The organism is Micromonospora sp. DT53 (genome assembly GCF_049841535.1).
GTDB lineage: Bacteria > Actinomycetota > Actinomycetes > Mycobacteriales > Micromonosporaceae > Micromonospora.
Genome location: NZ_JBNCKM010000009.1, coordinates 209,544 through 221,440, shown reverse-complemented (window position 1 = coordinate 221,440; position 11,897 = coordinate 209,544). Strand labels below are relative to the sequence as shown.

The 11,897-nt window shown below is 67.0% G+C and carries 5 protein-coding genes; 4 read left to right on the top strand and 1 reads right to left on the bottom strand.

Translation table 11 applies throughout. From position 1 onward, the window contains the following. Window positions 1-146 precede the first annotated feature (146 nt). Entirely contained in the window at window positions 147-1,418 is a 1,272-nt protein-coding gene (locus ACLQ3B_RS26320) for a glycosyltransferase family 4 protein (protein WP_425783501.1), read from the bottom strand. Between the two features lie 480 nt (window positions 1,419-1,898). Between ACLQ3B_RS26320 and glgX the strand changes: the two genes are divergently transcribed. The 4 genes from glgX to ACLQ3B_RS26300 all read left to right on the top strand — a co-directional run bounded on the left by glgX (window position 1,899) and on the right by ACLQ3B_RS26300 (window position 11,695). Next, window positions 1,899-4,016 (top strand): glycogen debranching protein GlgX, encoded by a 2,118-nt coding sequence (gene glgX / locus ACLQ3B_RS26315; RefSeq protein ID WP_425783371.1) that lies wholly within the window; start codon window positions 1,899-1,901, stop codon window positions 4,014-4,016. 1 nt (window position 4,017) lies between these two features. Beyond that, on the top strand, window positions 4,018-6,324 hold the full coding sequence (gene treY / locus ACLQ3B_RS26310; protein ID WP_425783370.1) for a malto-oligosyltrehalose synthase: 2,307 nt from the start codon (window positions 4,018-4,020) through the stop codon (window positions 6,322-6,324). Beyond that, complete coding sequence (gene treZ / locus ACLQ3B_RS26305; RefSeq protein ID WP_425783369.1) at window positions 6,321-8,045, top strand: malto-oligosyltrehalose trehalohydrolase; 1,725 nt, start codon at window positions 6,321-6,323, stop codon at window positions 8,043-8,045. The genes treY and treZ overlap by 4 nt, the downstream gene beginning before the upstream one ends. A 410-nt stretch (window positions 8,046-8,455) precedes the next feature. Next, window positions 8,456-11,695 carry an NACHT domain-containing protein gene (locus tag ACLQ3B_RS26300; protein WP_425783368.1) on the top strand — a complete coding sequence of 1,080 codons (3,240 nt, stop codon included), beginning with the start codon at window positions 8,456-8,458 and terminating at the stop codon, window positions 11,693-11,695. Window positions 11,696-11,897: the final 202 nt, after the last annotated feature.

The window sequence follows — 11,897 nt, the reverse complement described above, 5'->3', positions numbered from 1 at the left end:
GGCCCAGACGGGCCGGGCCCAGACGGGCCGGGCCCAGACGGGCCGGGCCCAGACGGGCCGGGCCCAGACGGGCCGGGCCCAGACGGGCCGGGTCCAGACGGGCCGGGTCCAGACGGGCCGGGTCCAGACGGGCCGGGTCAGGACCGTCAGCGGAGGCCGGCGGCGGCGAGCAGGTTGCCCTCGGGCAGCGCCGGGAGCGCGCGACCCTGGGACATCCGCTGCTCGGCGCGCTCGGCGGTGAACGCGGCGTCGTGGTGGATGGCGGCGGCGTAGCTGGCGGCGGTGCGCTGGGCGATGGCGGCCCAGCCGTACTGGTCGTGGACCATCCGGCGGGCGCGGCGGGCCATGACGCGGGCGCGGTCGGGGTCCGACAGCAGCGCGTCGACGGCGTCGGTCAGGCTGTCCGGGTCGTGTGGGCGGAAGGTCATCCCGGCGACGCCCGGCTCGACGATCTCGCCGAGGCCACCGGTGGCGGCGACGGCGAGGGGAGCGCCGGCAGCGGCGCCTTCCAGGGCGACCATGCCGAACGGCTCGTAGATGCTCGGCACGGCGAAGCAGTCGGACGCGGCCATCAGCGCGGGCAGGTCAGTGCCGCCGAGGAAGCCCGGCATGGTGACCATGCCGCCGAGGCCGCGGCGGTGCACCTCGGCCTCCAGTTCGGCGCGGTACGGGCCGTCGCCGGCGATCACGGCACGCAGCCCGGGGTGCCGCTCGCGCAGACGGGGCAGCGCGGCGATCAGGTGTTGCACGCCCTTCTCGTACACGAGGCGGCCGGCGAAGGTGACAAGCGGGCCGTCCGCGGCGAAGCGGGCGCGGGCGGCGGCCACGGCGCGCGCGGGCACCTGCCAGCGGTGCGGCTCCACGCCGTTGGCGACCACGTCGACCCGCCCGGCCGGTACGCCGAACAGCGCGTTCACCTCGTCGCGCATGTACCCGGAGCAGACGATCACCCGGTTGGACTCGCTGCTGAGCCACTGCTCGACGCCGTGGATGGTGCGGTTCATCTCCTCCGGCAGCCAACCCTGGTGCCGGCCCGCCTCGGTGGCGTGGATGGTGCTGACCAGCGGGATGTCCAGGTGGTCGCGCAACGTCATCGCGGTGTGGGCGACGAGCCAGTCGTGGGCGTGGATGACGTCGTAGGAGCCGGCTTGGGTGGCGCGTAGGGCGGTGCGGGTGAGGGTGTGGTTGAAGGCCATGGTCCAGGCCAGCAGTGAGCCGGTGGCGAGGGGGAAGGTGACCGGGTCTTCGGGGGCGCGCAGGATGCGGACGCCGTCGGCGTATTCCTCTAGGGGTGCGCCGTCGGAGTGGCGGGTGACGACGGTGACCTCGTGGCCGGCGGCGGCGAGGGCGACGGAGAGGGCGTGCACGTGTCGGCCGAGACCGCCGACGAGCACTGGCGGGTACTCCCAGGACAGCATGAGGATGCGGCGGGTCTGCGGGGGCACCCCGGGGCCCGGCTGCGTCGGCACCTGCGTGCCGGGCTGCGCGGTGGGACCGGGCTGCGTGGAGGGCCGGGAGGTCAGGGTGGGCCGGTGGGCCCGGTCCTTGGTGGCAGCGAGCTGCTCGTCGACCCGCAGGGTCACATCAATCTCCGTCCATACATGGTGGTGCGCGCCGGCATCAGTGGCGGCGGAGCGAGAGGTGTAAGGGGTGGCCGAGGGCCTGGCGGGCACGCGCTGACGCTTGTCCCCGATCAAGGAAAGTCCATCGGGCCCAAGAACGCACCTCGAAAAGGGTCATCGTGACGGAGGACACCCGAGTGGTGTAGCGCGCATCAGACAGGTGGTTTACGGGCAGTGCTGCGAGGATGGATTGGCGTGCCCGGTCGGGGGGCAATACCCGCGAGCGCGCGGGCGGAGTCGGCCGGGGCGCACATGACCATGGTTTGAAGGAGCGACATGCAGGTCTGGCCGGGCGAGCGGTACCCCCTTGGTGCCACCTACGACGGGATGGGCACCAACTTCGCCATCTTCTCCGAGGTGGCCGAGCGGATCGAGCTGTGCCTCTTCGACGAGTGGGACACCGGCGCGGAGCGCCGCGTCGAGTTGCGCGAGGTGGACGCGTACGTGTGGCACGCGTACCTGCCGGGCATCGAGCCGGGCCAGCGGTACGGCTACCGGGTGTACGGCCCGTACGACCAGGCGAACGGGCTGCGCTGCAACCCGCACAAGCTGCTGATCGACCCGTACGCCAAGGCCATCGACGGTGACGTGGAGTGGGACCCGGCGGTCTACGACTACGACCTGGACGAGCCGGAGCGGATGTCGGAGACCGACTCGGCGCCGTTCATGCCGAAGTCGGTGGTGGTCAACCCGTACTTCGACTGGGGCAACGACCGGCCGCCACGCACTCCTTACCACCACTCGGTGATCTACGAGGCGCACGTGCGCGGGCTGACCATGCGCCACCCGGACATCCCGGAGGAGCTGCGCGGCACGTACGCGGGCATCGCCTCGCCGCCGATGATCGACTATCTGACCCGGCTCGGGGTGACGGCGATCGAGCTGATGCCGGTGCACCAGTTCATTCACGACAACCGCCTCGTCGACCTGGGGCTGCGCAACTACTGGGGCTACAACACCATCGGCTTCTTCGCCCCGCACCACGGCTACTCGGCGCTGGGCCGGCTCGGCCAGCAGGTGCAGGAGTTCCGGGGCATGGTGAAGGCGCTGCACGCGGCCGGCATCGAGGTCATCCTCGACGTGGTCTACAACCACACCGCCGAGGGCAACCACCTCGGGCCGGCGTTGAGCTTCAAGGGTGTGGACGCCCCGAGCTACTACCGGCTCAGCGAGGAGGACCGCCGCTACTTCGTCGACTACACCGGCACCGGCAACAGCCTCAACGTGCGCAGCCCGCACTCGCTGCAACTGATCATGGATTCGCTGCGGTACTGGGTGACCGAGATGCACGTCGACGGCTTCCGGTTCGACCTGGCGGCCACCCTGGCCCGCGAGTTCTACGAGGTGGACCGGCTCTCCACCTTCTTCGAGGTGGTGCAGCAGGACCCGGTGGTCAGCCAGGTGAAGCTCATCGCCGAACCGTGGGACGTCGGCCCCGGCGGCTACCAGGTGGGCAACTTCCCGCCGTTGTGGACGGAGTGGAACGGCAAGTACCGCGACACCGTGCGGGACTTCTGGCGCGGTGAGCCGGCCACCCTCGCCGAGTTCGCGTCCCGCATCTCCGGCTCGGCCGACCTCTACCAGGACGACGGCCGTCGCCCGTTCCACAGCATCAACTTCGTCACCGTGCACGACGGGTTCACCCTCAACGACCTGGTCTCCTACAACGACAAGCACAACGAGGCCAACGGCGAGGAGAACCGGGACGGCGAGAGCCACAACCGGTCCTGGAACTGCGGGGTCGAGGGCGACACCGACGACGGGGCGGTGCTGGCGCTGCGGGCCAAGCAGCGGCGTAACTTCCTGGCCACCCTGATGCTGTCGCAGGGTGTGCCGATGATCGGCCACGGTGACGAGCTGGGGCGCACCCAGCGCGGCAACAACAACGTCTACTGCCAGGACAGCGAGCTGGCCTGGGTCGACTGGGACAACGCCGACGAGCAGCTGCTGGAGTTCGTGCAGACGCTCACCGCGTTCCGCAAACGTCACCAGGTGTTCCGGCGTCGCCGCTTCTTCACCGGCCTGCCGGTGAACGGGCGCGGCATCGACGAGCCGCTGCCCGACCTGGCCTGGCACACCCCGGACGGGCGGGAGATGACCGGCGAGGACTGGGGCAACGACTTCGGTCGCTCGGTGGCGCTGTTCGTCAACGGCGAGGGCATCCGCGAGCGCGGCCAGTACGGCCAGAAGCACCACGACGCGTCGTTCCTGCTCTGCTTCAACGCCCACGACGCGCCGCTGGACTTCACCCTGCCCGGCAGCGAGTACGGCCAGAAGTGGGAACGGGTGATCAGCACGGCCGCACCCGAGCCGGGCGACGCCACGGTGATCAGCGCGGGCGGCACCATCCGGGTGCCGGACCGCTCCCTCGTCGTGCTGGAGAGGACGATCTGACATGCCGGCCACCCCTCCCAAGGCCACCTACCGCATCCAGGTCCGCCCCGGCTTCGACCTGGACGCCACCGCCGCGATCGTCGACTACCTGGACGACCTCGGCGTCAGCCACCTCTACAGCGCCCCACTGTTGACCGCCACCCCCGGTTCCCAGCACGGTTACGACGTGGTCGACCACCGGGCCGTCAACCCGGAGCTGGGCGGGGAGGCCGCCCGGCAGCGGCTGCTGCGCGCGCTGCGCGACAAACAGCTCGGCCTGGTCGTCGACATCGTGCCCAACCACGCCGGGGTGGCCGTTCCGGCCGCCAACCCGGCCTGGTGGGACGTGCTGCGCCGGGGGCGCGACTCGGCGTACGCCGACTGGTTCGACATCGACTGGGACCGGGGCCGGCTGCTGCTGCCGGTGCTGGCCGACGACGAGGCCGCCCTCGACGACCTCAAGCTCGTCGACGGGGAGCTGCGCTACCACGAGCACCGCTTCCCGGTCGCCGACGGCACCGGCGACGGCAGCGCCCGGGAGGCGCACGACAGGCAGCACTACGAGCTGGTCTCCTGGCGGCGCGGTGACGCCGAGCTGACGTACCGCCGATTCTTCGCCGTCGCGGGCCTGGCGGGTCTGCGCGTGGAGGACCCGGCGGTCTTCGCCGCCACCCACGAGCTGATCCTGCGCTGGGCCGCCGCCGGGGAGGTCGACGGCATCCGCGTCGACCACCCGGACGGTCTGCGCGACCCGGCCGGCTACCTGGCCCGGCTGCGGGCCGCAGCGCCCGACGCCTGGCTGGTGGTGGAGAAGATCCTGGAGTACGGCGAGGAGCTGCCGGACTGGCCGGTGGACGGCACCACCGGCTACGACGCCCTGGCCGCGGTCGGCGGGCTCTTCGTCGACACCGACGCCGAGGGCGACTTCAGCGCGCTGGACAACCGCCTCACCGGGCGGCACACCTCCTGGGAGGACCTGACCCACGCCACCAAGCTGGCCGCCGCCACCCAACTGCTCGCCGCCGAGCTGACCCGGCTGGCCGCCCTCGCCCCCGAGGTGCCCACCGAGCAGGCCCGCGCGGCGCTCGCCGAGTTGGCCGCCGCGTTCGCCGTCTACCGAGGTTACCCGCCGCACGGCGCCCGGCACCTCGCCGCCGCCCGCTCCGAGGCCGGCCGCCGCCGACCCGACCTGGCCGCCGCCCTGGACGCGGTCACCCGCCGACTGCGTAACCCCGGCGACGAGCTGGGCATGCGGTTCCCGCAGCTCACCGGCGCGGTGATGGCCAAGGGCGTGGAGGACACCGCGTTCTACCGCTGGACCCGGTTCGTGGCGCTCAACGAGGTAGGCGACAACCCCGCCCACTTCGGGGTGCCGCCGGCGGAGTTCCACCGCTTCGCCGCCGCCCAACAGGTCCGCTGGCCCGCCAGCATGACCACCCTCTCCACCCACGACACCAAACGCGGCGAGGACGTCCGCGCCCGGCTCGCCGTGCTCAGCGAACTGCCGGGCCGCTGGGCCGAGCAGGTCAAGACCTGGATGGAGTACGCGCCGCTGCCCGACCCGGCCTTCGCCCACCTGCTCTGGCAGACCGCCGTCGGCGCGTGGCCGATCGAGCGGGAACGGCTGCACGCGTACGTCGAGAAAGCCGCCCGGGAGGCCGGGGCCTCGACCAGTTGGGCGGACCCCGACCCGGCCTTCGAGCAGGCCGTGCACGCCGTGGTCGACCTGATGTACGACGACCCGAGCCTGCACGACGAGCTGACCGAACTCGCCGCCGCCATCGCCCCGGCCGGCTGGTGCAACTCCCTCGGGCAGAAGCTGATCCAACTCACCATGCCCGGGGTACCGGACACCTACCAGGGCACCGAGCTGTGGGACAACTCCCTCGTCGACCCGGACAACCGCCGCCCGGTCGACTTCGACGTACGCCGAGAAATGCTGGCACGCATCGACGGCGGCTGGCGTCCCCCGGTCGACACCGACGGAGCGGCGAAGCTGCTCGTCGTGTCGCGGACCCTGCGGTTGCGGCGAGCGCACCCGGAGCTGTTCACCACCTACCGGCCGGTGCCCGCGCACGGGCCGGTGGGCCGGCACGCGGTGGCCTTCGACCGGGGCGGCGTGATCGCCGTGGCGACCCGGCTGCCGCTCGGGCTGGCACGCGCCGGTGGGTGGTGCGACACAGCCCTGTCACTTCCCGTTAACGAGGTGAAGGACCTGTTCACCGGCCGGGTCTACAGTGGCGGGGAGACCCCGCTGGACGACCTTCTGGCCGACTATCCCGTGGCTCTGCTGGCTCCTCTCACCGCTGCCGAGGAGGCCCTTTCATGACCGAATTCTCCGTCTGGGCACCGGACGCCACCCGGGTACGGCTGCGCCTGGCCGACGACACCGACCACGAGATGAGCGCCGCCGCCGACGGCTGGTGGCGGGTCGAGGTGCCCGACGCCGGCCTCGACTACTCCTTTCTGCTGAACGACGACGAAACCCCACTGCCCGACCCCCGGTCACCGTGGCAACCTGCGGGGGTGCACGGGCCGAGCCGCCGCTACGACCATCTTGCGTTCCAGTGGACTGATTCCTCCTGGACGGGCCGGCAGCTGCCCGGCAGCATCCTCTACGAGCTGCACATCGGCACCTTCACCCCGGAAGGCACCTTCGACGCGGCCATCGACCGCCTCGACCACCTCGTCTCCCTGGGTGTCGACCTGATCGAGCTGCTCCCGATCAACGCCTTCAACGGCGAACACAACTGGGGGTACGACGGCGTCTGCTGGTATGCCCCGCACGAGCCCTACGGCGGCCCCGACGGCCTGAAACGGTTCGTCGACGCGGCCCACGCTCGCGGATTGGGGGTGATCCTCGACGTTGTCTACAACCATTTCGGGCCCTCCGGGGCCTACGCGCCGCAGTTCGGGCCCTACCTCGCCGAGCAGAGCAACAGTTGGGGCCGCTCGATCAACCTGGACGGCCCGCACTCCGACGAGGTACGCCGCTACATCATCGACAGCGTGCTCATGTGGCTGCGCGACTACCACGTCGACGGGCTACGCCTGGACGCCGTGCACGCCCTGCACGACTCGCGGGCGGTGCCAATCCTGGAAGAGCTGGCGGTTTCCGTCGAGTCGCTGTCGACGCACCTGGGGCGGCCGCTGTCACTCATCGCCGAATCAGACCTCAACGACCCGCGGCTCATCACGCCGCGCGAGGCGGGCGGGTTCGGGCTGCACGCCCAGTGGAACGACGACGCGCACCACGCGCTGCACACGTTGCTGACGGGAGAGCGGCAGGGCTACTACGGCGACTTCGGCTCTCTCGAAACGCTGTCGGACGTGCTGACCGGCGGGTTCTTCCACGCCGGGACCTGGTCCAGCTTCCGGAACCGGCACCATGGGCGACCGGTTGACCCTCGGGTGCCTGGGCATCGGTTCGTGGCCTACCTCCAGAACCACGACCAGATCGGGAACCGGGCCACCGGGGACCGGATCTCAGCGTCGCTGTCGCCGTCGCTGCTCCGTGTTGGGGCTACGTTGCTGTTGACGGCGCCGTTCACTCCCATGCTGTTCATGGGGGAGGAGTGGGCTGCCTCCACGCCGTGGCAGTTCTTCACCTCGCACCCGGAGCCGGAGCTGGCTGCTGCGGTGCGGACCGGGCGACGGCGGGAGTTCGCCTCGCACGGGTGGCCGGAAGGGGACGTGCCCGATCCGCAGGACCCGGAGACGTTCGTGCGGTCGCGGTTGGACTGGGCCGAGCTGGACAAGCCCGAGCATCGGGAGATGTTGGCGTTCTACCAGCGATTGATCTCCTTGCGTCGGTCTCTTCCTGATCTCTCTGATCCTCGGTTGAACGCCATTTCTGTGCAGCATGGGGACCAGTTTTTGGTGATGCGGCGGGGGGACACGCTTGTGGTGGCGAACCTGGCTGGGCGGGGGCAGGGGGTGTCGCTGCCTGGGGTGGCGCGGCGGGTGCTGCTGGCTACGGGGGAGGGGGTCACGGTGATGCGGGACCGGATCCAGTTGCCGGCGGAGACTGCGGCGATCGTGGCGTTGTGACGGATGTGAATTGTGCCGACCCGTTTCTGGCCGACTAAGCATGACTATGGCCTACGAAACTGCTCCGCTCACAGACGACCAACTAGTTGCCGGTGGCTTTCGCCAAGTGCACGCGTGATCTAGGCAGTGATACGGAGGCGTCATCGGTGGCACGGTTCAGCGGACAGTCATAGCTGGCCAATGCCGCGTGTAGTCTTGTCGGACGGGCTAAGGTGCCGCCGGCTAGTCCAGCTAGGACAAGGTCAGTGGTCGGGGTTAGGCGTACTCGTCTGTGATCCAGGCGGCGCTGGCAGAGCTCCAACAAAGCCGAAGTTGTGTGCGGCGTTGGCGATGGCGGGGCACCCGGGTGACCTCGACCGGGAAGGTCACGGACCTTGACGTTTCACTAAAGCCACGCGATCATTCATCGGGTGGCCTCTTCTCCGTACACACTTGAGGGTGCACGCGAAATCCTGTCCGAACCAGGTGGCAAATGGCTCAAAGCGTTGGATGCACTGCTTGGTGTCGGCGTGATGGCCGCAGGCCCCTTCGGGCTGGCAGCGTGGGGCTGGGTTGACCAGAAGAACGAGCTGATCAAGCTTCTTGGCGAATTTACGGCTGCCGGACGAACACGCCTTGGTGAAAAACGCACTCCCCCCGAACGCTATGACCTGCTCGCGGCGACCCACACGGCCCTGACATACGGTGCGTTCTTTGCCGCGTTCCGTGAGATCGTAGGGCCGATCTGCGATGAGATTGGACTTACCGAAGACGACAAGCGACGCTTGGTCTACGGCGCCCAGCCGGAACTCGCGCAGGGCGGTCTGCAGCGGGGTGTTGCGAACACCTCGATAGGGCTACCGTGGGCGGGTTGTGGATTTCGAGCCAACCGCGATGAGGTGGTGCAGCCGTTCTACCAGACCTTGACCTTGCGCTGCATTGGCTTCCTGCAAAACTTTGAGGTTTGGCTCCGTGTCGATTCAGTACGGGCCAGTGACCCGTTGGTGCAGGACATCGTTGGTCGGGCTATACGCCGCTACGAGGCGGAGTACAAGCTGCTCGCCGCTGACGTGCCCGAGTTCGGGATTTGGGCGGCGCTGGGTGAGAGCGAAATAACTCAGGATGCGGTTCAGCGTGCTGGTGAGTCGTTGAGCCGCCTCGAAAAGATAATGATGTCGCTTGCCGGGAAAGTCGAGCGTGTCGGGAACCGGACCCGGGAAGTCAACGCTGCCGTCAACCGGGCCGTCCTCGCCGAACCGTTGGTGGCTACCGACTCTTCGGACGATTTAGCAGAGCTTCGGATTCCGACCGTCCGGGACGGCTACCTCACGCCGACGTTCCGGTGGAAGGTCATGGATGAAAAGTCACGGCCGGCAGACGATAACTGGTGGACGCGCGCTGAGCATGGGAGCGACCTGGACACCTTTCTGGCAGCGTATTTCTCCTCCCCACGAAGCCACGACAGACCACTCGTTGTATTGGGTCTACCCGGGGCCGGTAAGAGCATGTTCACCAAGGTATGCGCAGCGCGGTTGTCCGGATCTGAAGCATATGCGGTAGCGCGGGTGCCGCTGCGCCAAGTATCGGACCCGACCGCCCCCATCCACCAGCAAGTCTCCGGCGTCCTCGATAAAGCCACTAACGGGCGTGTCTCGTGGACCGAGCTCAGCGAAGCCGCAGTGGATGCAACCCGAGTATTACTGATTGATGGCTTGGACGAGTTCATGCAGGCCTCTGGACACGCGGAGTCGAATTATTTGCAAAACGTCGCTGAGTTTCAGCGCGTTGAGCGGCTTTCGGGCCATCCCGTGTCAGTCGTCGTCACCTCGCGGACCCTGGTAGCGGACCTTGCTCGGATTCCTGTCGGTTCCTTAGTCGTCAAATTGGACAACTTCAGCCCCGAGCAGGTGCAGGCCTGCCTCGATATCTGGAGTCAGGCCAATCCAGCACGGCCGTCTCGCATCCCATCGGCAGACGCGATCCTTTCTTATGGTGAAATCGCCCAGCAGCCACTATTGTTGCTGCTACTCATTCTGTACGGTTCCACCAACCCGCTCCCGCAGGTGGAGGCGGAATCGACACCGGCGCGAATCTATGGTGACATCCTTCGTCGGTTCATTAAGCGCGAGTTGTTGAAAACGCCGGATCTCAACCCGGCAGATTTGCGCGAGGAACAGACGCAAGCCGAACTTTGGCGCTTGGGAATCGCTGCCTTTGGCATGTTTAACCGCGGCCGGCACTATATCGAGGAACACCTGCTCTTGGCGGATCTGGAGGCCCTCGACAAGGCTGCGCCTCGGCGGCAGGTGCAACGACGAGGAACAGCACTCACAGCGGCAAGGCAACTGCTGGGCAAGTTCTTCTTCATGCATGCTGCAGAGGTTGATGAGGGTCTTGAAGGTCGAAGCTACGAATTTCTACACGCTACCTTCAGCGAATACCTAATCGCCAGTCTAGCTCTCGACGAGCTAGTCGATCTTTGGGAATCGCGGAATCGTCCGTCGTCGCAGAATTGGGATGACGACCGCTTATATGCGTTGTTGTCGCACCAGTTGATCAGCATCGGCGGCGCGGCAATCCTGCCGTTCATTGGGCAGCTACACGAGGCTCTTCCTGAGTTCACTAGGCGGGGTGTTCGGCAAATTCTACGGACTCTTTTGAGGAGCGCTGAAGGCAGGTGGGATAGCGGGCGGTTCGCCGCATACTCGCCTTCTGGTGAGTCGTCGCTCCAGCGTTTTGCTACCTACACGGCAAATCTCATCATGTTGCTACTTCAAGTCGAAGAGGGGCCCGTGGAGTTGGGTTCTATCGCGCCAGCTGAAGTGGACCCAACCGGCTGGTGGGCTAAAATGATTCAGGTGTGGCAAGCATGTGTATCGGATTTCGACCTTACTGAAATCGAACCATCGGTCCAAGAAGGCGCTGTTGAGCGGTCTCAAGGAGGAATAACTCAGCCGTCAGTGCACATTCCTCGACTGATGTTCAGACATGCCCAAGCCATTATTATTAATGCCGGATTCGGGGTTGTAGGAGAGAAGTACTATATCGAGAGCAGCGACCCTGAGATTGCATTCGCGGGCTACGCGGCGCGCGGGCTTACAGATCCCGAGGAAGCCTCGAATGTTTCCACCGCTGCGGTTAAGATTCTACAACGCCTGCCGGAATCCGCCCGCTTCCTCGCGCCTTCTCTCCTGGCGGCGCATATTGCGCGCAATCCAGAAAAATTTTCTGCGACTGATGTCCGGCTGTTGATGGACGCTGCGGAGGCCAGCGACCACCGTTTTGTCGACATATGGCCATACTCGTTGCTGATTGGGCAGTATCCTCAGTTGGCAAGCGACAGTGAACTTAATGAACACCTGCTAAATAGCTTCGGCACTCGCGTGGGCGTCGCGCCGCTCCTGGCGGGCATGTTGATCTGGGGCGATGATCGCATTCAGATTCGCAGGATATTCGACGCCCTGCCGGTATCCGTTCGTTTCAAGATCGAGGAGTGCGGCGCCGCATTGACGCAGCTCCGCGGGTGGATGGACGGGCGAAGGCTCGTGATTTTGGCGGCCGAACTTATTTTTCCTCTGCTGAAAGAAGCCGACCTCGTCCGCATTTGGAGAGAGATGGGGATGCCGGTGCGGTTGTACGAACGCGATCCACGGGCGACAAAGCCTGAGTAGTTGTTTGTAAGTTAGGTGATGCCGCATAGGGATCATCTACACAATTCCGGAAGCACAAGTAGTGCCCTCTACCGCTCCCGGACTCGCCTCTAGGTCATCGTATTGCAGTGGTCACCGTCGCCCGATCGTCCACTAGAGGTCCAGCCGGTTTTTGTGTTGCCAAGTGCGATTAGTTCGCAACTTCGTGCACTCAGGCCACCGC